At 62.0% G+C, this 23522-nt stretch carries 22 protein-coding genes and 1 tRNA gene; 17 read left to right on the top strand and 6 right to left on the bottom strand.

The window, feature by feature from the left end; all coding sequences use genetic code 11:
• The 12 genes from MC381_RS12075 to MC381_RS12130 form a co-directional block, all read left to right on the top strand.
• Positions 1-923 (top strand): elongation factor 1-alpha C-terminal domain-related protein (locus tag MC381_RS12075; protein WP_445380966.1); only part of this gene is annotated, 923 nt, incomplete at its 5' end.
• Positions 924-1013: 90 nt separating this feature from the next.
• The gene (locus MC381_RS12080; RefSeq protein WP_251978008.1) at positions 1014-1739 is read left to right on the top strand and encodes a sulfotransferase family 2 domain-containing protein; all 726 of its coding nucleotides are present in this window, start codon (positions 1014-1016) and stop codon (positions 1737-1739) included.
• 90 nt (positions 1740-1829) lie between these two features.
• Positions 1830-2771, top strand: coding sequence for a hypothetical protein (locus MC381_RS12085; RefSeq protein ID WP_251978009.1), 942 nt, complete (start codon positions 1830-1832; stop codon positions 2769-2771).
• Between the two features lie 38 nt (positions 2772-2809).
• Positions 2810-3967, top strand: a complete 1158-nt coding sequence (locus tag MC381_RS12090) for a hypothetical protein (RefSeq protein WP_251978010.1) — start codon at positions 2810-2812, stop codon at positions 3965-3967.
• 4 nt (positions 3968-3971) lie between these two features.
• Complete coding sequence (locus tag MC381_RS12095; RefSeq protein WP_251978011.1) at positions 3972-5057, top strand: glycosyltransferase family 4 protein; 1086 nt, start codon at positions 3972-3974, stop codon at positions 5055-5057.
• A complete protein-coding gene (locus tag MC381_RS12100; RefSeq protein WP_251978012.1) occupies positions 5050-6267 on the top strand; it encodes a capsular polysaccharide export protein, LipB/KpsS family in 1218 nt (405 codons plus the stop codon). Before MC381_RS12095 ends, MC381_RS12100 begins: the two co-directional genes overlap by 8 nt.
• Before the next feature lie 19 nt (positions 6268-6286).
• Complete coding sequence (kdsA, locus tag MC381_RS12105; protein WP_251978013.1) at positions 6287-7132, top strand: 3-deoxy-8-phosphooctulonate synthase; 846 nt, start codon at positions 6287-6289, stop codon at positions 7130-7132.
• Complete coding sequence (locus MC381_RS12110; protein ID WP_251978014.1) at positions 7129-7686, top strand: KdsC family phosphatase; 558 nt, start codon at positions 7129-7131, stop codon at positions 7684-7686. Before kdsA ends, MC381_RS12110 begins: the two co-directional genes overlap by 4 nt.
• Before the next feature lie 414 nt (positions 7687-8100).
• Entirely contained in the window at positions 8101-9033 is a 933-nt protein-coding gene (locus MC381_RS12115; RefSeq protein WP_251978015.1) for a KpsF/GutQ family sugar-phosphate isomerase, read from the top strand.
• Between the two features lie 75 nt (positions 9034-9108).
• Complete coding sequence (cysC, locus tag MC381_RS12120; protein WP_251978016.1) at positions 9109-9705, top strand: adenylyl-sulfate kinase; 597 nt, start codon at positions 9109-9111, stop codon at positions 9703-9705.
• Between the two features lie 62 nt (positions 9706-9767).
• Positions 9768-11129, top strand: coding sequence for an undecaprenyl-phosphate glucose phosphotransferase (locus tag MC381_RS12125; RefSeq protein WP_251978017.1), 1362 nt, complete (start codon positions 9768-9770; stop codon positions 11127-11129).
• Between the two features lie 114 nt (positions 11130-11243).
• On the top strand, positions 11244-11417 hold the full coding sequence (locus MC381_RS12130; RefSeq protein WP_251978018.1) for a hypothetical protein: 174 nt from the start codon (positions 11244-11246) through the stop codon (positions 11415-11417).
• Between the two features lie 235 nt (positions 11418-11652).
• On the opposite strand, the gene MC381_RS12135 is transcribed toward MC381_RS12130, so the two are convergent.
• The 4 genes from MC381_RS12135 to MC381_RS12150 all read right to left on the bottom strand — a co-directional run bounded on the left by MC381_RS12135 (position 11653) and on the right by MC381_RS12150 (position 15785).
• Positions 11653-14022 carry a hypothetical protein gene (locus tag MC381_RS12135; protein ID WP_251978019.1) on the bottom strand — a complete coding sequence of 790 codons (2370 nt, stop codon included), beginning with the start codon at positions 14020-14022 and terminating at the stop codon, positions 11653-11655.
• Between the two features lie 162 nt (positions 14023-14184).
• Positions 14185-14544, bottom strand: a complete 360-nt coding sequence (locus MC381_RS12140) for a VanZ family protein (protein WP_251978020.1) — start codon at positions 14542-14544, stop codon at positions 14185-14187.
• A gap of 147 nt (positions 14545-14691) precedes the next feature.
• Positions 14692-15420, bottom strand: a complete 729-nt coding sequence (locus MC381_RS12145) for an LrgB family protein (protein ID WP_251978021.1) — start codon at positions 15418-15420, stop codon at positions 14692-14694.
• Complete coding sequence (locus MC381_RS12150) at positions 15417-15785, bottom strand: CidA/LrgA family protein (RefSeq protein WP_251978022.1); 369 nt, start codon at positions 15783-15785, stop codon at positions 15417-15419. The genes MC381_RS12145 and MC381_RS12150 overlap by 4 nt, the downstream gene beginning before the upstream one ends.
• Before the next feature lie 224 nt (positions 15786-16009).
• On the opposite strand from MC381_RS12150, the gene MC381_RS12155 reads away from it, so the two are divergent.
• Positions 16010-16086 (top strand) — tRNA-Pro (locus tag MC381_RS12155).
• Between the two features lie 205 nt (positions 16087-16291).
• Here the strand turns inward: MC381_RS12155 and MC381_RS12160 are convergent.
• Together MC381_RS12160 and MC381_RS12165 are read right to left on the bottom strand one after the other, a co-directional pair.
• Positions 16292-16657 carry a hypothetical protein gene (locus tag MC381_RS12160; protein ID WP_251978023.1) on the bottom strand — a complete coding sequence of 122 codons (366 nt, stop codon included), beginning with the start codon at positions 16655-16657 and terminating at the stop codon, positions 16292-16294.
• Between the two features lie 279 nt (positions 16658-16936).
• Positions 16937-18391: an SLC13 family permease gene (locus MC381_RS12165; protein ID WP_251978024.1), complete on the bottom strand. Its 1455-nt coding sequence runs from the start codon at positions 18389-18391 to the stop codon at positions 16937-16939.
• A 220-nt stretch (positions 18392-18611) separates the two neighbouring features.
• Between MC381_RS12165 and cysQ the strand changes: the two genes are divergently transcribed.
• The 4 genes from cysQ (at position 18612) to thrS (ending at position 23517) form a co-directional block, all read left to right on the top strand.
• Positions 18612-19427, top strand: a complete 816-nt coding sequence (gene cysQ / locus MC381_RS12170; RefSeq protein ID WP_251978025.1) for a 3'(2'),5'-bisphosphate nucleotidase CysQ — start codon at positions 18612-18614, stop codon at positions 19425-19427.
• Between the two features lie 60 nt (positions 19428-19487).
• Positions 19488-19970 (top strand): DUF2489 domain-containing protein, encoded by a 483-nt coding sequence (locus MC381_RS12175; protein ID WP_251978026.1) that lies wholly within the window; start codon positions 19488-19490, stop codon positions 19968-19970.
• Between the two features lie 399 nt (positions 19971-20369).
• Positions 20370-21251, top strand: coding sequence for an OmpA family protein (locus tag MC381_RS12180; protein ID WP_251978027.1), 882 nt, complete (start codon positions 20370-20372; stop codon positions 21249-21251).
• Between the two features lie 355 nt (positions 21252-21606).
• Positions 21607-23517, top strand: coding sequence for a threonine--tRNA ligase (thrS, locus tag MC381_RS12185; RefSeq protein WP_251978028.1), 1911 nt, complete (start codon positions 21607-21609; stop codon positions 23515-23517).
• Positions 23518-23522 lie beyond the last annotated feature (5 nt).

Genomic DNA, 23522 nt, shown 5'->3' on the forward strand with positions numbered 1-23522 from the left:
TGGATCTGGTCGATTATTCCGAGGCTCGGTTCAACGAGATCGTCGCCGAGTACCGTGAATTCGCCGAGAAGCTCGACGCGAAGGACATCCGCTTCGTGCCGATGTCGGCGCTGGAGGGCGACAACGTCGTCAACAAGAGTGAGCATCTGTCGTGGTATGCCGGTCCCGCGTTGCTCGAATTGCTCGAGACGGTCGAAGTGGCCCACGACGCCAATCTTTCCGACCTGCGCCTGCCGGTGCAGTACGTCAACCGCCCGAACCTCGACTTCCGTGGCTACTGCGGTACGCTGGAAGCGGGCATCCTGCGGCCGGGGCAAACGGTCAAGGCGTTGCCGTCGGGCAAGCAGTCGACCGTCGAGCGAATCGTGACCTACGACGGTGATCTCGAGGAGGCCTACCCCGGGCAGGCGATCACCGTGACGCTGACGGACGAGATCGATATCTCTCGCGGCGACTGGCTGGTCGCGGCGGATGCCGAAGTCGCTCAGTCGAGCGCGTTGGAGGCGGATATCGTCTGGATGCACGACACCGCCCTGGAGCCAGGGCGGCTCTACGACTTCAAGATCGGTACCCAGGAGATCGCCGGTAAGGTGGCGAGTATCGACTATCAGATCGACGTCAATACGCTCGAGCAGCGCGAGGCGGACCAACTGCCGCTCAACGGCATCGGGCGCTGCCGTGTGGAGCTGACGGCGAGCGTGCCGCTGGATGACTACCGCAAGAGCCCGGGGACCGGCAGCTTTGTGGTGATCGACCGCCTGACCAACATTACCGTGGGGGCGGGTCTGATTCGCGGGGCGGCAGAAGGCGCCGCGATCAGCGGTGAGGTCGACTGGCAGGCCTTCGAACTCGAGTTCAATGCCTTGATCCGCAAACATTTCCCGCACTGGGAAGCCAAGGACATGCGCGCCTTCCTCAAGTGATCGCGAGGCCGGCCGCACGGCGGCCGGCCTTTGAATGACTCGCTTTCGATCTCGTCATCGGCTAGCGCCGCTTTCTCAAGGAGGGAACCCATGAGCCTGCTGATCCAGTCTCGCTACTATCTGAAGAAGAATCGCCTGGCTCGCTCGCTGATTCTTGGCATCAATGATCGCCTGCCGCTGGAAGTGAAGGACAAGCTCTTTCGCAATCTGGTCAATCCCTATTCGGAGCAAGAGACGCGTAACAAGGTCATTTTCGTCCACGTGCCGAAGACCGCCGGCAACAGCATCTTCCAGGCGCTGTTCGGGGTACCTGCCCACGGCCACGATGAGGCCATGAAGTACCGTCGCTATGACGCCGCCAAGTTCGACGAATACTACAAGTTCGGCTTCGTACGGCATCCGCTGGACCGGCTGGTGTCGGCCTTTGTCTATCTGCAGAAGGGCGGTATCGGCCGCTACGACGCGGCCTTTCGCGACAAGTATCTGTCGCGTGTCGAGAACTTCGAGCAGTTCCTGAAACTGATGGCGCGCGACAAGCGCTATCGCCGCAAAGTCATGCAGTGGATTCACTTCCGCCCGCAGGTCGCCTTCCTATGCGATGCGCAGGGACAGCCCGCGGTCGATTTTGTCGGTCGCTACGAGAACATCGAACAGGATTATCAGCGTATCGCCGCGGATCTCGAGCTGGGTGAGGTATCGCCGCTGCAGGTGGTCAACCGGACCGAACGCCAGGATTTCCGCCAGTACTACAACGATGAGCTGGAGGCGATCGCCGGCGATCTCTACGCCGACGACCTGCGCACCTTCGGCTACTGAGGTTTCCGTCAGGGAAACCCCGGCGCCGGCACCCCCTCGCCGTGCGCCTTTCGCTCTGGATTCTTCGGCCACGAAGGCAAGATTTCTCGCATGAAATGCTATCTCCATCTCGGCGTCCACAAGACGGCGACTTCCAGCCTGCAGAAGAACGTACTGGAAACCCTGCCGGAACAGTACGCTTACCTGGGGGTTCGTTACCCCCGCGCGACGCGCCAGTGGCCGCTCTACACGTCGCTGATCCATGCCGTCTGCCGGGCCGGCGTCGATGAGTTTCTGCATGACGCACCGGCACTGCGTGAGCAGCTCGAAGCGGCCGGCCGCGAAGTTTCCGGTGACGAAGCTTCCGGTGGCGTGGTGATCTCCGATGAACTGCTGTCTACCGGCGGGGAGGAGTTCTTCGGCGGCCAGACGACGGTGCGCGAACGGCTGCAGCGGCTGGGGCATCTGCTGGCCGGCTTCGAGCTGCGCGTGCTGGTCACGATCCGCCGTCAGCCGGACGCCATCTATTCGCTGTTCGTGCAGAAGTACAACTATCTGCCGTCGCGCTATCGCGTCTTCGAAACCTTCTATCAGGCATCGGATCTGCTGGCCTACGACTATGCCGCCTATGCCGAGGCCATCGCCGAGGACCTCGGCACGCGCGCCATCTTCCTGGCCGATTTTCACGATATCCGCTCGGGCCGCTATCTCGCTACCGTTGCCCGTTGGCTGGAGCGCGACGCCGTCGCGACCCAATCGCTGACGCAGGAGAAGAAGCGGGAGAAACGCGGTGGCGGCGTCGAGATCGATCGCGTCTCGCTGGGCTATCGTCTGAAACGCCTGCTGCCGACCGGTCTGGTGCATCTGCTGGCACGCTCGCGACTGGGTCAGGCCGCGCTCAAGCCGCTCTATCGCCGGCTCGAGCGCGTGAAGACCTCGCGTACCACCACGTTGCCGGCGTTGTCGCCGGACATGGCGGCGCGTATCGATCGCGACTTCGAGGCCTCCAATCGGCGTCTGCACGACCGCTACGACATCCGCTGGCACAGCTGAGCCGGTGGTATCGCGCTAACGGAATAGCGAGTGACATCTTGGTAATCAATGCAAAACGGCTGTTCGTGGCGGTGCTGATCATCTTCGCCATTGCGTTGCCGAAGTCGGGTGTCGCCGTCGGTGGGATCCCGCTCAATACCATCTATCTGATGATCGCCATGTCGTTCCCGGTGCTCTTCATCAAGGCGATGCTGGGGACCGGGCAGCTGGCGCGACAGGACCGCTACTCGATCTACATCTGGCTGCTGGTGCCGTTCTGGCTGCTGTTTCTGGCGGTGACGCTGATCAACGGGATCGCCAATATCGGCGTCTATGTCGGCTATGTCATGGCACTGATCATGGTGCCGATCTTCTTCTACATCTGGTCGAAGCGGCTATCGCCGGAAAATCTGCAGTATCTGCTGGTCTGCCTGCGCAACTGCATCCGCTTCGCGATCGGCTTCGGGTTGTTCCTGTTCGTCTACAAGATCGGTACCGGTCAGTATCTGTCCGTGCCGCTGCTGACCACGACGCTCGGTGCCGAGAAGACGCTGGAAGCGAAGATGAACGACCGCGGGGGCATCTTCAAACTGTTCTCGACCTACAACAACGGCAACATCTACGCGGTCTGCATGATCATGCTGCTGCCCGTCTACACGGCGATCGAGAAGAGTCGAGTCTGGGTGCTGCTGCTAATGCTGACGATCATGCTGACGCTATCGCGTACCGCCTGGGCGCTGCTGCTGGTCTACTGCGTGTTCGAGTATCTGGTGTTCAACAAGGCGATCTCGGTCAAGAAGTTGATTCTGATCTGTTTCGCGCTGTGCCTGGTGGTGCCGGGGATCATTGGCCTGCTGGGGCTGATGGGACGGGATATCACTTTCCTGTTCGACAGCAAGCTTGGGGGGCGGGCGGCGTATCTGGAGTATTTCTTCAATGCGGGACTCATCTCGCAGACGCCGCTCTACTGGTCTTACGAGATCCCCTACGTCTCCATCGCCGAATTCGTCGGGTTGATCGGCCTGCTGCCGTTCCTGATGTTCTTCTCCAACATCGTGATGGCTCGCAGCCTGTTCGACGTGAGCCGACCAGTCAGTCGAGCGGCTTCCATCGGCTGCGTCATGTACTGGGTGGCGACGTTCTCGGACGCCGCCCTGGTGCTGGTACCGACCTTCATCATCTATTGCCTTCTGGTAATGCTCTCCTTCAGTGAGTGATCCCATGAAAATCATGCATGTCTGCGAGACGGTGACGGGCGGTATCGCCACGTACCTGAACAACGTCGTGGCCGAGCAGGCGAGTCGCCCCGAGGTGCAGGCGGTATCCGTGCTGCTGCCCGGCGATCAACTTGAGGAGATCGTGCTACCGCGCAGTCCGGCGCTGGACGACAAGGTGCGGCTGCATGCCTTCGCCGGCGAGAAGCGACTGCAGCGGCTGCGTCACCTGGCGATGCGCCTGCCGCGTGCCATCGCCGAAGATGGCCCGGACGTGGTTCACGTGCACAGCACGTTCGCCGGATTTATGTGCCGGGCGTTGCCGGTATCGTTGCGCGGGGCGCGTCTGATCTACCAGCCGCATGGCGTCGCGTTCGACCCGCACCGAATCACCGGCGCGAAGCGCCATGTGATCCAGTGGGTCGAGCGCGCGCTCTACGCGCGGACCGACGGCGTGGTCGCGATCTCGGCCTACGAACAGGCGCTGCTTGCCGGGGCCGGCATGGGCGAGAGAACGCAGCTGATCAAGAACTGCGTACGCGATACGCAGGAGCCGGTCGCCGAGGGGTCTAAGGAGGATTTCTATCTGTTCGTCGGGCGTTTCGATCGTCAGAAAGGATTCGATCAGCTCTACGCCTGCTGGGGCGAGGATCGCCCCATGCTCAAGGTCGTCGGTGGCAACGTCGTCGATGCCGACACGAGCTTCGCACCACGCGACAACATGGCGTTTCTCGGCTGGCTCGATAACGCCACGCTGGACGGGTTGATCGCCCGCGCCAAGGCGCTGATCGTGCCGAGCCGCTGGGAAGGCTTCGGGCTGGTGGTTCTCGAGGCCTATCGCAATGCGACGCCGGTGATCTGCTCGAATCGCGGCGCGCTGCCTGAGCTGGTCCGCGACGGCGAGACCGGATTCGTGTTCGATTTCGACGATTTTTCGGCGTCGCTCGCCTCGGTGATGGAGCGCTTCGATGCGAGTGATCAAGCGGCCATGGGCCAGCGCTGCCGCACCTGCTACGAGCGGGAATTCTCGCCGGCCAGCATGAATACCGAGCTTCTCAAACTCTATCAGGACAATGGACAGGTCTATGTATAGCCACGTGCTCATCAATATTTCGAACCCCGAAGACTATCGCTTCTTCAAGCGGGTCTTCGCGGCGCCGAATGCCAAGGGCTGCCGGATCGACTTCGTGGCCAACAACCTCATCATGTATGTCTATCTCAAGCTGAAGCGCGAGACTGTGTTCATGCCGCGCCGCCGTCAGGGGCGTACCTGCCGAGAGAACAATTTCAGCATCCTGACCGGGCGGTTGACGCCGGCACAGGCCAACCGGGTCTACTCCGGATTCTTTGAGTTCATCGAACGCGAGCAGCCGAAACACGGCTGGGATCTCTATATCCTGCCGAGCGGGCGTCTGGCATCGCAGTCGGCGCTGGCCGACTTCGCACGCGTCCACGGCATCGACCTGCTCTACACCGGGTACGGCAATATCGGCAACAAGACTTTTGCCGATCCGCAGGGCACCGACATGCAGTCCTATCTTTATGATCATGTCGAGGTACTGGATACGTACCCGGTCGATCTGGAAGCGTTCCGTCATTGGAAGCGGGAGTACACCACGGCACGGATGAAGAAGCATGTGATCGGCCAGGCGCGAAAGCTGGATTTCAAGACGGTCCTGCAGAAGTTCGTGCAGGTCGTGGGTTGTCGCCTCGAGGCGCTTCTCGGCTACGCCGGTGAAAACGCCTACGGTTTCGACGAACTGAGCAAGCTGCGCAAGGCCGACGACGTGGCGCTCGACAGCATGGCGTGGGATACCCCGTACCTGTTTTTCCCGATGCAGGTGAGCACCGATGCGCAGATCATTCTCAACTACCACAAGGAGAGCGTGATCGACGGGCTGAAGGACGCCATCGCCATGGCGCGGGAAAAGGGGCTCAAGCTGGTGATCAAGCCGCATCCGGCGGAGATCAACCAGGCGATTCCGTCGATTCTTTCCCGACTTCGCGACGAGCACGGCTTTCTGATCGTCAACGAGAACACCTTCCAGCTGCTAGACAAGGCGGCCGAAGTGGTAACGATCAATTCCACGGTCGGTCTGGAAGCGCGCCTGCTCGACAAGCCGGTTACCTTCCTCGGCAATACCTTCTATGCCCAGTTCAGCGAGTCGCGGCTGGCCGCCTATATCGATCACTATCTGGTGAACGAAGACTATTTTCAGGATACTCCTTTCAGCGAGGCAAACTTCGCCAAGCTGATGGAGCGCGCAAGATTGCATGTTCTAGACCGCAGTAAAGTGGCCTGATGAAAAGCGAGGTAGCTTGATGAAAACCGTTCCGATTGCCGGACTCGAGGTGGCGAATGACGCCCCGTTCACGCTGTTCGGCGGCGTCAACGTGCTGGAGGATCTGGAGAGCACGCTCAAGGCCTGCGAGGCCTATGTCGAGGCGACGAACAAACTCGGCATTCCGTATGTGTTCAAGGCTTCCTTCGACAAGGCCAACCGCTCGTCGATCCACTCCTTTCGCGGGGTCGGACTCGATGAAGGACTGAGAATCTTCGAGACGCTCAAGCGCGAATTCGGTGTGCCCGTGATTACCGATGTACACGAGATCGAGCAGGCCAAGCCGGTGGCGGAAGTGGCCGATGTTCTGCAGTTGCCCGCTTTCCTGGCCCGTCAGACCGACCTGGTCGTGGCGATGGCGCAGACCGGTAAGCCGATCAATATCAAGAAGCCCCAGTTCCTGAGCCCCGGCCAGGTGAAGAACATCGTCGCCAAGTGCGCGGAAGCCGGTAACGAGCAGGTCCTGCTGTGCGAGCGGGGCAGCTGCTTCGGTTACGACAATCTGGTCGTCGACATGCTCGGCTTCCGCGAGATGATGGATGCCAGCAGCAACGCCCCGGTCATTTTCGACGTGACCCATAGCCTGCAGCGCCGAGAGGCGAGCAGCGAGGCTTCCGGTGGGCGCCGCCGTCAGGTACTGGAGCTGGCGCGTTCGGGCATGGCGGTCGGGCTGGCAGGGCTGTTCCTCGAGGCGCATCCGGATCCCGATCACGCGCGCTGCGACGGCCCTAGCGCGCTGCCGCTGGACAAGCTCGAGCCCTTCCTTGCCCAGATCAAGGCCATCGATGATCTGGTCAAGGGGCTGCCGGCGCTCGAGATCGAATGATGACCGACGTGGATCCTCGCGCCAGCGTCGAGCTGGTACTTTTCGATGTCGACGGCGTTCTCACTGACGGCACCCTGTTGATCGGCCCCGAAGGCGAAGCGCTCAAGCCGTTCAACGTGCGCGACGGTGTCGCCGTCGGGCTGCTGCGTCAGCACGGCATCCAGAGTGGCGTGCTGTCGGCCAAGGCGAGCCAGCCGTTGAAGACACGGGCTTCTCAGCTCGGCATGGATGTCGTCAAGGTCGGTTTTCACCACAAGCTCGAGGCGATTCGCGAGATTGCCGAGGAGACCGGGATCGCTGCGGAGGCCATCGCCTTCGTCGGCGATGACATCATCGACATTCCGGTGATGAACGTGGTCGCCGTGGCCTACGCGCCGGCCGATGCGCACCCGCTGGTGCTGGAGTCTGCCGATCACGTGACCGAAGCCTGCGGCGGGCGCGGTGTCGCGCGCGAAGTCGCCGAGTCGCTGCTGGCCGCTCGCGGGCTGTCGCTGGGCGAAATGTACGCCCACCTGCTGGGCGACCCCGACTCGCTGCGCGGCGTCGTGCAGTAACCAACCGCAGGGCGCGTCTTCCGCGACGCGCCCTGGACCGGGCCTTGCCCGGTCGCTGTCGCCGTGACCCGCCCTGGGTGACGGCGTTTATCTCATCGTCATAGTTCCAGGAACTGGCGGCGTCATCGGCCGGCCCCGTGCCGCATCTGCCGGACGTGCCGCCGGCGTCGTTGTCTTTCCGTGATCCCCGTGGTCAAGCGACCGATATCGGCAGCCCGCCTTGGGCAGCCGGCGTGCACGCTCCCGCCTCGATCACGCCATACGCGCAATCCCGGTCGTTTGGCGACCGCTTGCGTCCGCGGGGCTTGTCTCGGCTTGGCCCGGGGATCACGTCGCGGCCGGTACCGTGTTGCTCTCGGTACTCCGTCGCTTGGCATCACTTCGACCTCGAACGTCAGCGCAAGGGAGGGAATCATGAACCTGGAATATCTCGAAACGGCCCGGCAGGTCTTCGTCAAGGAAGCGGAGTCGCTGCTGGATGTCTCGCGCAAGCTGGACAACGACTTCGCGACGGCCGTCGAAACCATTCTGAAAACGCCTGGCCGCGTGATTATCTGCGGTATGGGCAAGTCCGGCATTGTCGGGCGCAAGATCGCGGCCACGTTGGCCAGTACCGGAACGCCGAGCTTCTTCATGCACCCGGGAGAGGCGTATCACGGTGATCTCGGCATGGTGACCGAGCACGACGTCTTTCTGGCAATCTCGAACTCCGGCGAAACGGAAGAAGTGCTCAAGCTGATTCCCTATCTCAAGGACAACGGCAACTATCTGGTCGGCATGACCGGCAACCGCGATTCGACGCTCGCCCGAGCGTCCCACAGCCATCTGGATATCGGGGTGGTCGAGGAGGCGTGTCCGCTGCAGCTGGCACCCACGTCATCGACAACCGCGACGCTGGCGATGGGCGATGCGCTGGCGGTCACCCTGATGAAGGCGCGCGACTTCCAGCCGGAGAACTTTGCCCGTTTTCATCCCGGGGGCTCGCTGGGACGACGACTGCTCAGTCGCGTCGAACACGAGATGCGCAGCGAAAACCTGCCAGTCGTCGACTCCGACGCCGAGGTGCTGGATGTGATTCAGGCGATGTCCCGTGGCCAGCTGGGCATGGCGATCGTTCGGCACAACGACAGCTGGGGGATCATCACCGACGGCGATCTGCGCCGCGCCGTGGAGAAGTACGGTGAGTACGTCTTCTCGCGCAAGGCCTACGACTTCATGACGCCTCAGGCCTCGCGGATTTCTCCGCTGGCGCGGGTCGAGGACGCGCTGGCCCAGATGGAGTCGAGGCAGATCAACGCACTGCTGGTATTCGACCAGGACAAGCTGGTCGGCGTATTCAAGAAATAAGTGGCCGGAAGCCGCCGGGGCATGGGTCCCGGCGAGATCCTCCGAGCCAGCTATCACATGGACGAGAGAACACGCATGAGTGACAACACCGTTTGGCATGCCCATAAGATCTGCCGGCAACATCGAGAGTCCCTGAACGGGCAGCGGTCCTGTCTGCTCTGGTTCACCGGGTTGAGTGGGTCAGGCAAATCGACCATCGCCGGGGTGGTGGAAGAGCGACTGCATGCGCTGGGCAAGCTCACCTATCTGCTCGACGGCGACAACGTGCGCAAGGGGATGAACGGCGATCTGGGCTTTTCCGACGCCGATCGGATCGAAAACATCCGACGTATCGGCGAGATGTCCCGACTGTTCGTCGATGCTGGCGTGATCACGCTGTCTGCTTTCATCTCTCCGTTTCGTTCGGAGCGCGCGGCCGTGCGCCAGCTTCTCCAAGATGGCGATTTCATCGAGGTCTTCATCGATGCGCCGCTGGACACCTGCGAGAGCCGCGATCCCAAGGGCCTCTACCAGCGCGCGCGTAGCGGCGAGATCAGGAATTTCACCGGCATCGATTCTCCCTATGAGGTGCCTGAATCGCCCGAGCTTCACGTGATCAACGATGGCACACGATCGCCGTCTGAAGTCGCGGCGACGGTGGTGGACTACCTGCGCGACCGGCGTTTCATCTGAGTCGTGCGCGCGTCCTTCGAAGATGATTCAAGGGTTACCGGTAGGGTAACGGGAGAACGAGAGTGAAAAGCCTGAATCCTGTCAGACGGCTGGCCCCACTGATCGATGTGATCGCGATCGTGCTGGCCGGTATCCTGGCCAACGAAATTCGCTTTCAGACCTCGCGGCTCGATAGCGTCAATGCGCTGGTGCTGATCGTCATGGCGCTGGCGGTGGTACTGATGAACCTGTTCGGCGGCGGCTACAGCAAGTGGCGGTCCACGCGGCTGCGCAGCCGCATCTATCGTCTCCTCTGGGTCTGGGCGGCGGTCTTTGCCGCGGTCAGCGTGCTGATGTATCTGCTCAAGCTGTCGGAGTCGGTCTCGCGCCAGTGGCTGGTCTTCACCTTCATGCTGTCGTTCTGTCTGGTGGCGGCGTCACGGGCGCTACTGATGATGCTGGCGCTCTATCACCACAGCAGCATCAAGCATCGGCGCAAGGTGTTCCTGGTCGGACCGGAGGAGAATCTGCTGGATGTTGCGCGCTCGCTGCGCCAGAACCAGGAGCAGGGCTACGCCATCGCCGGGGTCTGCCGCGGGCGGGTGCTGCGTGCGGAGAAAGCGCCGCGCAACCTGGCGCGGCGTGTGGAGAATTCCGGTGCGGACGAGGTCTGGATCTGTCTGCCGGTCTCCGAGGGCGAGCACGTCAAGGCGATCATGTACAACCTGCGCCATCTGCCGCTCGAGATCCGGTTCATTCCGCACTTCGCGGATATTCCGTTGCTCAATCATCGCGTCAGCCACATCGCGGGCACGCACGCGATCGATCTCAGCGTCAGCCCGATCTCGGGCAGCGCGCTCTGGATCAAGCGTCTGGAAGATATCGTGATTGGTGGTCTGATCCTGCTGCTGATCGCGCCGGTCTGTCTGGCCTGTGCGCTGGCGGTCAAGCTATCGTCGCCGGGGCCGGTGCTGTTCAAGCAGCTACGCACGGGCGCCAACGGCCACGATGTGCAGGTCTACAAGTTCCGCTCGATGAAGGTCCACGAGGAGTCTTCGGGGCAGGTCTCTCAGGCAACTCGTCGGGATCCGCGTATTACTCGCGTCGGTGCTTTTCTGCGGCGTACGTCGCTGGACGAGCTGCCGCAGTTCATCAACGTGATTCAGGGGCGCATGTCGATCGTCGGCCCGCGCCCCCACGCGCTGGCGCACAATGAGTACTACAAGGATCTGGTCGAGTCCTACATGCAGCGTCACATGGTCAAGCCGGGTATCACCGGTTGGGCCCAGGTGCGCGGTTTCCGCGGTGAAACCGATACGCTTGACAAGATGCAGGCCCGGGTGGAGCACGATCTCTGGTACATCAATAACTGGTCGCTGCTGCTGGATCTGAAGATCATCTTTCTGACGGTCTTCAAGGGCTTCACAGGTAACAACGCCTACTGATGGCCGGCCCGACGAAAACGAGCGACCGGCAATTCGCCGGTCGGCACCTTGCCACGAAAAGCGGTTATGCCTGATCGGGTCTGATCACCGCAACCGTCAAGTAAGGAGACAGAGATGGCACTGACGCGTCGCCAGTTTCTGCGTACCAGTGGCAGCACCTCACTGCTGCTGATGTTCCCGTCGCTCGCCGCGGCACGTCCGGCGTCGACGAGTGCCAACGGCCCCGCGACTCGGCCGCCGAGCGGCCTGCGGGTGCCAAGCGAGATGGGGCCGGTCGTGCTCCGCTAGGCAAGGGCCCGCTACGTGAGCGCCGCGAGTCGCGCGGCTTTTCAGCCTACATCTTTTCCTCCCCCCGACACTGCCCGCCTGATTTCACGCTTCACGGATAACTGCCGGTCTTCTCGACCGGCTTACCCTCACCATCGTTATTCCCTCACCATCGTTCTTTACCCTGCCGCTCCGCCCAGATGATCCTCATGCGGGGACCGCACCTTCCTGTTCTTTTCTCGCCGGCCGTCCGGCTTCACGAGCGTTCCGCTTTGGCGACCTCAATACCGAAGCGCAGTGCCGCATAGTCGGTATCGCTGCTATCGCCCCATGACTCAACGTCGACTGCCTGGAAGCGCAGGTCGCGATTGTCTCTCGCATCGAGCTGGATCGGGTCGCCGCCGGCGATCTGGTTAACATTGAAATCGACGATTCGGCTGCCGGGTGCCACCAGATTTCGGGTCAAACGGAAGGCGTGGCCGGGATGCCTGCCGGACTGACGTGCGTCGCAGAGCGCTAGCGAGACATCCACGCCCGGCGTCTCGATGCGCAGATCGTCGAGGTCGAAGATCGATACGCCTCCGTACGCGCGCAGCTGAACAAGCAGGGGGATCACGCCCGCGGGCTGTTCCACCTTCGACTGGATGGTGCCGCCTTTCCAGCAGGCGTAATTGGCACTGTTGGCCCCCAGGGCCACCAGCACATCGCCGTCGCTGGCCTGGCGTGTGAAAGTAAAGCGGTTGTCCTGGAAGTATTGCGCCTTGGCATTGCTGTGATCGCGCATATCGACGACCACGTCATCGTGCGTGATATTGCGGTAGGTGACATCGGCCCAGGAGTCGACGATAACGGCACCGAAGCCATCGCCGTCATAGAGGAACGCGCCAGTGTCGAGCGTGACGTCCTGGTCATAGTCCGGGTCCTCGAAACCGGCGAGGCGGCGGAACATCGTCTTGCCCAGGCCAGGGTCGAACTTGGGCTCGGCGAATCGGGCATGAATCGATGATGAGTGGCGTGTCTGGCGGGCGACGAAGTTCTTGATCACGTTGCCGCGGGTGGCATAGAAGATGGAGATGTTGAAGTTGGCGGCGTTCTCTGAATAGATGCCGTCGAACAGGCAGTAGGTGCAGCCTTCGAAGTCGAAGGCGGTGTCGCTGACCTCCTTGGCGCTGCAGCCGAATACCTTGACGTTGTGCGCGTTGTTGAAATAGATCGCGCCGTTGGTCCAGCGGCAGTGGACATCGCTGATGTAGCCGTCACGCAGGCGGCGCATCCAGCGCAGTTCGCCGCCCTTGCCGGGGCGCGCCGAGCCGCCCCAGCCGGAGACGTTGCAGTAGTCCATGTGGACATGGGTGGCGGAGAAATCGCGCACGAAGTTAAGCCGAATCGCATTGGCGCGCTTGCTGTCGCCCGGGCGGTAGGTATAGCGACCGGCACCGCCGGAGAGATGACTGATCCGGATGTTTTCGCTCAGATCGTCCGGCACGTCGGGATTGAAGCCGGCGAGGACCGCGTTGTCGGTCTCCGGATCATCCTTGGCGTCGCGAATCGCGTAGCGGCCATTGATCTCCAGCTCGTGAAAGATCTTGAGGCCGCCGCAGCGCACATGATGAATATCGGTATAGGTGACGTTGCGGACGTTGACCATGGCAACCGCCCCGCGCGCGAAATCGGTCGCCTCGAAGACCAGCCCGCCGAGGTGAATGTCGCGACTGAAAGCCGCGCCGAGGTCGCCTTCGGGGCGGCCATTGGCCCAGGCATCGACCACATGGGGCTCACGTAGCCAGAACAAGCCGTCGTTGAAGGCTTCGGCGACGTAGTCGCTGACGATACGGCTGTTCGATTGGGCACCGTCGCCAATCAGCTTGGTGCCGCTACGGAGGCGCAGGCGGGTGGCGCCGACGTAGAGGCCGCCGCCATAGGGCAGGTCGGGCAGGTACTTGGTCCGGTAGGGCGTGCGATCGAGTGTTTCCTGCAGCCAGGCGGATTCGTCGGTCGCGGTGGCGGAGTCGCCGCGATAATCGGCGCGAAAGCCGACTTTCAACAGATTGATATCGTGACTGTCCTGGGTGTAGGCGGCACCGTCGTCGGCCCACACCGTCAGGGCATGATAGTTGTCGTCCAACTCATGGGGGCGGGCGACCCAGGCGGTTTCGCCGGCCCGTGCCGGATCGTCCAGCGCCACTCGGCGGCAGAAATCGATATTCAGCTCGTAAGGCAGGTCGCGGTGGAAGCGGCGGCAGATCAGATGGCAGCCGTCGGGGATTCGGTCTCCTGCCTGTGCCCGCAGCGCGTTGACGGAGTCGAGCACCATCAGACGCTGGTCGAGCGCTTGTGCCAATGACTGCACACCACTGGCAGAACTCACCGCATCCTGATCGAAGAACTGCACACCGAGGCGCTGTTCACCGGCGGCGCTGACGACTTCCAGCCGGTAGTGGCCATTGGGAGCGCCGAACTGTATCTGGCCTTCGGGGCCTGCCTGAAACGGGTTGGCGAGCGGTTCGCCGCTGGCGTCCTGCAGCGTCGGCGCGAGCGTTTCGCCGTCCTCGCTAAAGACACGCACCGTGGCGCCAGGTATGACCTGACCATCCTGGCCCTGAGCGAACAGGGTTTTTACTTCCATGTCGACCGTCTCCTGTGAAGCGCGAGTGCTGGATCGATTATCCGAATCCGCACGCGGGTTGGGAGTGGAGAGTTGTTGGCGTTTTGTTAGGTAATGTCCCTAGTGCGTTGGTACCGTGCCTGGGCGGGGGAATGACGGGAGAGGGCGCGGTTGGCGAGGAGATCAGTCGGTGCGGCGCGATGAGAGCAGGGCCAGCGTCCAGCCGCACGTGGCGCCCAGCATGTCGATGCCGACATCGCTCAAGCGCGGATGGCGTAATGGGGAAAACTGTTGCAGAAATTCGGTGGCGAGCGCCGGCACCAGGCAGATCAACAGCGGCAGCCAGATCGGCAATCGTCGCAGGCGCTGGCTCAGAAGGAACGCGAGCCCGACGAACAGCGTGAAGTGCGCGACCGGCTGGATCAGGTTGCCTAGCCCCAGGCCTCGCTGGATGGCTGCCTTGGCATCGCCTGGCATCAGGGTGCCTACGATCAGGATGAGTCCCAGCCCGGCCAGGGCGCTCGTCGTCTTTGAAACTCTCATGACGCTACCTCGTTGATTCTCAGCCCTTGTCGGGCCAACCATGGACCGCTGGCCTGCTGGCACGGTTCCGTTGCCGAGTGTTGCGAAGCGTCAGGTTTTGACAATCCAGGGCTGGAGAATCAGCGTCAGACAGTCGGAATCCGACAATCAAAGTCCAAAAAGATGTATCAGTGGCGGAAGCAGGAACGCCGTTACCAGGCCCGATAGCCCCATTGCGAGCCCCGAGAAGGCACCGGCCACTGCGCCGAGCGAGGCGAAACAGTGGGCCGTGCCGAAGCCGTGCGCAGCGAGACCCATCGAGTAGCCCTGGACCGTCGGGTCGTTCACGCCGGTCAGCCGGAAGATCCAGGGGCCCACGATGCAGCCGACAACGCCTGTCAGCAGGACAAGGCCGGCGGTCAGCGAGGGGATGCCGCCGATCTTCTCCGCGATGCCCATGGCGATCGGCGAGGTAACCGATTTCGGCGCCAGTGACAGCACGGTTTCCGGCGTGGCGCCGAACAGCAACGATATGCCGACGGCCGAGACGACAGCCGTCACAATACCGACGCCAGTGCCGATCGCGATGGGCCACAGCATGCGCCGGACGCGCTCGCGATGGTCATAGAGGGGAATGGCCAGCGCCACGGTCGCTGGGCCGAGCAGGAAATGCAGGAATTGGGCCCCCTCGAAGTAAGTCGCATAATCGGTGCCCGTGAGAACGAGGAAGCCGATCAACAGGGCGATGGCGACGATAACCGGATGCAGCAGCGGTGAGCCGCCGGCCAGCCGATTGATGCGCGTCGCGACATAGAAGGCGACCAGTGTCGCGAACAGGTTGAGCAGCGGACTGGCCGAGAGATAGACCCAGATCTGGGTGAGGCCAAGATCACTCATGTATCGGACTCCCCGGTGGTCTTGCCGCGGCGTGTCAGCCGGTGGAGTGTCTGGCTGGTGACCAGCAGGGTAACGGCAGTCGAAACCACCAGTGTGATGGCCAACACGCCGAGTTCGCGGCTGATCAGTCCGAAATGCTGTATCAGCCCAACGCCAGCCGGTACGAACAGCAGCGTCAGATACTTGAGCAGGCCTTCGCCCATGGTGCGCAGGCTATCCGGCACGCTGCCGCGCACGATCAAGCCGATCAGGAGAATCAGCATGCCCAGTACCGGACCGGGGATCGGAAGGCTCAGGGCGCGGCTGATGACCTCGCCGCAGAATTGGCAGCCAAGCAGGAGGCTCATCCCGATGATCAGCGACATATGGAGATCCTTGAAGACTTTAGTCTTAGAGCAGGCATTGTACGCGTTGGGACCTGCAGGCGACGAGATGGAAGGGGCGGTTTCGTGGCGGTGTGACTGCACCATCGTGAGACGTGCACGCAACCATTTGAAAAAAAAGCCTAATGAACCGCTTTTCATTTTCCGAAACGCAAGGTAGTATACGCTGCGTTTCGCGGATGACCGTTACGGAAAGCGCGAAAAGTCGGAGCGTGGCGCAGCTTGGTAGCGCGCTGCAATGGGGTTGCAGAGGTCGCAGGTTCGAATCCTGTCGCTCCGACCAGATATCGAAAAAACCGCCATTCGGCTTCGTCGGATGGCGGTTTTTTTTGGCGCCTCGCACGCGCAGATGCTTTCCCTTGTCTATCGTCTATCGCTTGCCTGGCACCTCACGTCCGATCTTGCTGGCTTGGTAGCCGCCACCGTCGTAGTCCGGTGGCGTAGGGCGACTCACGCCAGCCAGCGGCGGGGCGACTGCGAAGGCGTGTTCATTGCGGATGCGTGTTCATATAGACGCGCACCGCATCCATGGTCGTGCGCAGATCGTCGCAGAAGGCCTGTGACGGGTCGAATTCGGCGCCGCTCGCCAGCTGCTTCATCTCGTCGCTGTGATCGGCAACCTGTCCGGACTCTCTCAGGCCGCGGGCCATGCTCGCCATCTGGTTTTGCGTAGTTTGCGGGTTGTCGCTGGCCGAAAGGTAGCTGTCGATCTGGCGAGTCTGCTGCTGGATCTGCTGTCTGAGCGTTGCCGAGCTGCAGTCGTCGGCAGCCCAGACGGGCAGGGCGAAAAGTGGCAGGGCGAAAAGTGACAGGTTGCAGATCGTCAGCCAGCGGAGAGAGCGGGAAGTGAACACGGCGGGATGGCCTCGCGACAGTGGACTAGTGATGGGAGTCCGGCCGACCCTATCGGTCGGGTGGTCTGGATCGGGTGCGCGCCACTATGCCAGCTCGGCAAGGCGGGAGGCCAGTTCGATGCGGTTCTGGGCTTGGTCGGCTTCGTGAGGTGTGTAATCAGCCGTCGACGCGGTGGTTGAGCGCCAGGATCTCGTACGGCAGGGGGCGCTGGTGGGAGATTTGCCGGAGGCGGCCTCGACCGCGCGTCAAGCGCGGGCCGAGGCCGGCGTGCCGGTAAGCTACAGCCAGAAGAGTTCGATCAGGCCCAGGCAGATCAGCGTGACCAGAACGGTGCCGACGACGTTGAGCAGGAAACCGGCGCGAATCATCGATTGAATCTTCATGTGCCCGGTGGCGAAGACGATGGCGTTCGGCGGCGTGGCAACCGGCATCATGAAGGCACAGCTGGCCGCGATGGCGGCCGGTACCGTGATCAGCAGCGGGTCGACGTCCAGCGACATGGCGAGCGCGCCGAGCAAGGGGAGAAAGGCGGCGGCGGTTGCGGTATTCGACGTCAGTTCGGTAAGGAAGATGATCACCACGACGATCGCGCCGATCAGCAGCAGTAGCGGCAGGACGCCGAAAACGCCGAGCTGATTGGCGATCCAGTCGGCCAGCCCCGAGCCGCTGATATTGCCGGCGAGCGCCAGGCCGCCACCGAACAGCAGCAGAATGCCCCAGGGCAGGCCGGATGCGTCTTCCCATGCCAGTAGCGGACGATGTCGCTCGTTGCCGCTCGGGATCAGGAACAAGGCGACGCCGGCAAACAGCGCGACGGAGGTGTCGGATAGCCAGTCGATGCCGAGATCGTTGAGCAGGGGGCGTGTCACCCAGGCCAGCGCGGCCAGCAGAAAGACGATGCCGACACGCGCCTCGGCGGCGCTCAAGGGACCGAGTTTGCTCAGCTCGTCACGAATGACGTTGCCGTCACCGTCGTCAAGCTTGAGCTGGAAGCCACCACGAGTCAGCCACCACCAGGCCGCTGCCATCATGGCGATGCTGACCGGTAGGCCAATCACCATCCATTGGGCAAAGCCGAGCTCGATGTTCTGCTCGCTGGACAGATAGCCGGCCAGAATCGCGTTGGGCGGGGTGCCGATCAGCGTGGCAATACCACCGATGCTCGCTGAATAGGCGATTGCCAGCAACAGCGCGGTCGCGTAGCGCGAGACTTCGGCGCGGTCGGCGCCGGTAAAGAGAGAGACCACCGACATGCCGATCGGCAGCATCATGATCGCGGTCGCCGTGTTCGAGACCCACATGCTGATGAAGCCGGTGGCCAGCATGAAGCCGGCAATCTGCTGTTTGGGCTTCTGGCCGACCACGTTGAGAATGCGCAACGCGATGCGTCGATGCAGGTTCCAGCGCTGCATGGCGATGCCGAGCAGAAAGCCACCGAGAAACAGGAAGATTGTCGGGTTGGCGTAGCTGGTGGCCGTGCTCTTGAGATCGGCGATGCCCAGTGCTGGTGCCAAGGGGATCGGCAGCAGCGAGGTGGCCGGGATGGGAATGGGCTCGGTCGCCCACCAGGTGGCCAGCAGCAGTGCCAGGCCGACGCAGTGCCAGGCGGCAGGTTCCATGCCGGCCGGGGCCGGCAAGAACTGTGTCAGGAGGATCCAGATCGGTCCTAGCACCAGACCGATTCGCGCGGGTAGTGCCGGGGCACTGGCCGTCTGGGCCGATGTCTCCGTCATCGTGAATTCCTTTTCTCTGCGGCAGGATGTCGTTTTATTCTACTTAAGCCGTAGGGGCTGCCGCTGTCAGTTGTGCTTAGCCTTTGGTCTAATGATGTCGGTCGCGTTCGTGTCTCGAGTCATGTCGAAGCCTCGGCGGCGATGGGAAATGAACCTGTGCAGGAGTCGCGGTGATGCGGGAAGTTCTGACAACAAGAGCGGTGCCGGTCGTGGGGGCGTCATGACGCCGTCATGGGAAGCGCTGGTCGCTCCGCTTGTGGCACTGTGCCGCGAGGCCGGCGACGCCATCGAGGCCGCGCGCCGTGGTGGAGTGGAGACTCGCTGGAAGGCGGATGAGAGTCCCGTCACCGCTGCGGATCTCGCCGCGCACCGCGTGCTGATACAAGGTCTCCCGGCACTGGGGGAGGCGTGGCCGATCCTGTCAGAGGAATCCGCGGCGATCCCCTGGGAGACACGGCATCGTTGGACGACCTACTGGCTGGTCGACCCGCTGGACGGCACCAAGGAATTTCTGCGTGGGTCCGATGAATACACCGTCAACGTGGCGCTGGTTCACCGTCAGCGTTCGATACTCGGTGTCATTGTCAAAGCCGCGACTGCCGAGGTCTGGGTCGGGGAGCCCGAGAGGGGGGCCTGGTATCAGGCGTCGGCCGGTGCGGATTGGCGGGCCTTGAGAGTGCGGGCTGCCACGCCTCCTCGATTGGTCGTGAGTCGCTTTCATCGGGGGCGTCATACGCAGGCGCTGATCGAGGCGCTCGACGGGGCAAGTGTCGAGCCGCTTGGCAGCTCGCTCAAGTGCTGTCGTATCGCCGCGGGCGAGGCCGATCTCTATCCGCGCTTCGGGCCAACCAGCGAGTGGGACACCGCCGCCGCGCAGGCGGTTCTGGAAGGTGCCGGCGGCTCGCTGGTTGATATGCGGACCTGGCGGCCGTTGCGCTACAACACGCGTGAAACCTTGCTGAATCCGCCTTTTGTTGCCTGTGCCTCCTTGTCGGCCGAGTGGCGGCTGCAGTTGCCGATACCGGATCAGCCGTAGTGAAGCCAAGGCCTGCTTCCTGTTACTCTCTGAGCCCCTTTCAACGCGGCGCTATACGCTATGTCGTCTTTTTTAGCCTGGATTTTACTGACGCTCGCGGTACTGGTTGTCGCCGGTCTCGCGCTCTATGCCTGGCGACTGTGGCGCGAGGTCGATCGCCGTAAAACATTTCGGCAGGCGGAGATCGCGCGAGCCAATCGCAATTGTGTCGAGAGCCTGGATGCGCTCTCCCAGGCCATGATCGGGCGCCAGATCGACCTGGTCGAGGGGGCGCTGCGTTGTCGCGTGCTGCTCGACATCATCGACGGTGACCTGATCGAGCGGGAGCCCTGGCAGGTGCTGGCCGAAGTGCATCAAGAGGCGGCCCACCTGAAGACGCATCAGTCGCGTCGCGAGCTGACGCCCCGTCAACGTCACCGGGAAGACCTCGAGCGCGAGGCGATTGCTTCGCGTCATGAAGTTCGCTTGCACGAGGCGGCTCGCGAACTGCAATCTTTCTGTCGCGAACAGCAGGGAACCCCGCGCTTTCATGAAGTGAAGTAGCAAATTGCGACTTTCGTTTTAAGCAGGAAAGTCTCGCCTGACCCTGGCTGACTTTCGCCGGCGATGGCCGGTTGTCACCTGGCTCATCGGGGCGGAATTTCGCGCCTCAATCCTAGGTTTCCCTTTGCCAAACCGATAAATAGTGCTAAAAAAGAACAGTGTTTCCCGACGCGGGTTTGCATCCCGACGCGGAATCGACAATCTTGTTACGGAGCTGCAAAGAATGGGGACAATGGGAACATTGACTCCTGCTGGAATCGGTCGGAGGGCAGGCCGATGACAGCTTTCTTTGTCATTGCGAGAAAGATCCACTTTCTCTCGATGAAATCGGCTTCTATACTCGAAGCCGCTGGGTAACGCCCGTTACAACTAGCGCTGTGTGTTAAGAAGGAGTCTTACATGAAAAAATCAACGACTGGCTTGCTGCTGGGCTCTGCTCTGGTAGTCGGTCTTTCTGGTTGTGCCAGTTCCGGCATGGAATCCACCAGCAGCTCTTCCGATCAGGCTTGGTACCAGTCGCCGTTCGTCTGCGGCCTGGCCGGCGGTCTGATCGGTGGTGGTATCGGCTACGCCTCTAGCGGCGATTCCGACGAAGATACCGGTGCGGCCATTGGCGGCGTTGCCGGCGCAACGGCGGGTGCACTGCTGTGCGCCGACTACTCGTCCGACGTGATGGACAGCGACGGCGACGGCGTGCCCGACGACCGTGACCAGTGCCCGAACACGCCGGCTGGCGTGGCCGTGGACGCAGTCGGCTGCCCGCTCGACACCGACGGTGACGGCGTGCCGGACTACATGGACCAGTGCCCGGGTACCCCGGCCGGCGTTGAAGTCAACGCACAAGGCTGCCCGCTGGACTCCGACGGTGACGGCGTGCCGGACTACCAGGACCAGTGCCCGAACACCCCGGCCGGTGCGGAAGTCAACTCGCTGGGCTGCCAGGAAGACCTCGTGCTGCGCGACGTGAACTTCGAGTTCGACTCCGCCACGCTGACGTCCACCGCCGAGTCCATCCTGGACGACATCTCCGAGAAGCTGAACGCCAACGATACCCTGCGTATTCGTCTGGAAGGCCACACCGATTCCGTCGGTCCGGCAGCTTACAACAAGGAGCTGTCCCAGCGTCGCGCCGACTCGGTCAAGGATTACCTGGTCGAGAAAGGCTTCAACGCTGACAACATCACCACTATCGGTTACGGCGAAGAACAGCCGGTCGCCAGCAATGAAACTGCTGAAGGCCGTGCCGAAAACCGTCGCGTTGAACTGGGCGAGTGGGAATAAGTTTCCGCTAGCACACTTCGATGTTGAAAAGGGGCGCCTTCGGGCGCCCCTTTTTTCGTTGGCGCGCTTTTTCGTAGGTGCGCTTGCCGTGCCGTGTCTAGCTGGCAGAGACCTGTTTCAGGTATGCGGCCCTGCCTGCCGCCGAAGTCGCCATGTTGGGCGGGCGTGGCAAAGCGCGTGGCGCGCTGTTAGGCTACGTGCCGGCATTCCGATAGGAGCGCCAGTCATATCACGATCCTGCGCGCGCGAGGTCGCTGGCCAGTATGCCGGCGTATCGTGGCAGGATTGTCCCCGCTTTCTCGACGAGTTCACGTGATCCTTGGTGTGGACCACCACTGAACGTAAGGACGTTTTCATGCCCATAGTAAGTCTGCCGGACGGCAGCCAGAGAACCTTCGATCAACCGCTCACCGTGATGGAGTTGGCCGAATCGATCGGACCGGGGCTGGCCAAGGCCTGCATTGCCGGCAAGATCGACGGTGTCGAGGTGGATGCCGCCGATGTCATCGAACGTGATGCCGAGGTCGCTATTCTGACCGCGCGTGACGATGAAGGTGTCGCGATTATTCGTCACTCCTGCGCGCATCTGTTGGGGCACGCCATCAAGCAGCTCTATCCGACGGCAAAGATGGCCATCGGTCCGGTGATCGATGATGGCTTCTACTACGACATCGACTTCGAGGAGACAATCTCTTCCGAAGATCTTGAGGCGATCGAGGCGCGCATGAAGGCGCTGATCGAGCAGGATTATGACGTCGTCCGTGAGTACGTCGATCAATCGAAGGCGCTGGAAACGTTCGTGGCGCGGGAAGAGCCGTACAAGCAGGAGATCGTCGAGAGTATTCCCGAAGGCGAGACGATTCGTCTCTACCATCATCAGGAATATATCGATATGTGTCGTGGGCCGCACGTGCCCAACACGCGCCATCTGAAGGCTTTCAAGCTGACCAAGCTGGCTGGCGCTTACTGGCGCGGCGATTCGACCAAGCCAATGCTGACACGGATCTACGGGACGGCCTGGGCTGACAAGAAAGCGCTCAAGGCCTATCTGCAGCGACTGGAGGAGGCCGAGAAACGCGACCATCGCAAGCTGGCGCGCCGCTTCGATTTCTTCCATATGCAGGAAGAGGCGCCGGGCATGGTGTTCTGGCATCCGCGCGGCTGGACGCTGTGGCAGGCGGTCGAGCAGTACATGCGGGGCGTCTACCGTAGTAGCGGCTATCAGGAGATCAAGTGTCCGCAGGTGATGGATGTGTCACTGTGGAAAAAGTCCGGGCACTGGGACAATTACGCCGAGAACATGTTCTTTACCGAGTCGGAGAAGCGTGAGTACGCGCTCAAGCCGATGAACTGTCCTGGCCATGTGCAGGTCTTCAATTCTGGTCTACGCAGCTACCGCGAATTGCCCATTCGCTACGGCGAGTTCGGGGGGTGCCATCGTAACGAACCCTCCGGTGCGCTTCACGGCATCATGCGAGTGCGTGCCTTTACGCAGGACGACGGCCATGTGTTCTGTACCGAAGAGCAGATCGAGCCGGAAGTCACGGCTTTCCATCGTCAGGCATTGAAGGTCTACGAAGACTTCGGCTTCGAGGATATCGCGGTCAAGATCGCGCTGCGTCCAGAGAAGCGCCTGGGGAGCGACGATACATGGGACCGCGCCGAGGGGGCGTTGCGAGCGGCGCTGGGCAACTGTCAGGTCGAGTGGCAGGAGCTACCCGGTGAAGGTGCGTTCTACGGTCCCAAGATCGAGTACCACATGAAGGACTGCCTCGGTCGCGAGTGGCAGGTCGGTACGATGCAGGTCGATTTCATGATGCCGGGGCGCCTCGGCGCACAGTACGTCGCCGAAGACGGCTCTCGCCAGGTACCGGTCATGCTGCACCGTGCCATCGTCGGCTCGATGGAACGTTTTGTTGGCATCCTGATCGAACACTATGCTGGTGCCTTGCCGCTTTGGCTCGCGCCGGTGCAGGCCGTCGTACTCAATATCACGGATGCGCAGCGCGATTATGTCGAAAAAGTCGCGAAACGCTTGCGCGAAGCCGGATTCCGGGTCGACTCGGACTTGAGGAATGAGAAGATCGGCTTTAAAATTCGCGAGCATACGCTGCAGAAGATTCCTTATCTGCTGGTTGTTGGCGATAAGGAAGTTGAATCGGGTGCTGTTGCGGTGCGTACTCGATCCGGTGAGGATCTGGGTTCCCTGTCCATCGATGCGCTGTTGGTGCATCTGCAACAGGCAAGCCAGCCGGATTCCCATTGAGCAGC

It is taken from the genome of Salinicola avicenniae (genome assembly GCF_023736115.1).
In the GTDB taxonomy this organism is placed as follows: domain Bacteria; phylum Pseudomonadota; class Gammaproteobacteria; order Pseudomonadales; family Halomonadaceae; genus Salinicola; species Salinicola avicenniae.